The 305-nt window shown below is 57.7% G+C and carries 2 pseudogenes; both read right to left on the bottom strand.

Annotated features, from left to right (window positions below):
• Window positions 1-130: pseudogene (locus ACRXB1_RS37575) on the bottom strand (DNA polymerase III subunit delta); the annotation flags it as partial.
• Window positions 129-305 (bottom strand): annotated as a pseudogene (locus ACRXB1_RS37570) (DNA polymerase III subunit delta); the annotation flags it as partial. The pseudogenes ACRXB1_RS37570 and ACRXB1_RS37575, both read right to left, overlap by 2 nt.

Here is a 305-nt window from a genome sequence, read left to right as displayed (position 1 = left end):
TGAGCATGGCTTCGTTCAGCTTGAACACGTCGTAGCGCGCGACGTTGAGCACGGCGTCGTGAATCTGTTCGAACGTGAGAACGCCGGTGGGGTACAAAAGCCCGAGTTTCTGTATTTCCTGATGCGCACTCGCCCTTCAGCCCGTCGAGCATGCGCGTCAATCGGCCGATTTCGCCGGTGAGCATGGCTTCGTTCAGCTTGAACACGTCGTAGCGCGCGACGTTGAGCACGGCGTCGTGAATCTGTTCGAACGTGAGAACGCCGGTGGGGTACAAAAGCCCGAGTTTCTGTATTTCCTGATGCGC

This window comes from Caballeronia sp. M23-90 (genome assembly GCF_053574605.1).
This window is presented reverse-complemented; position numbering and strand designations above follow the sequence as displayed.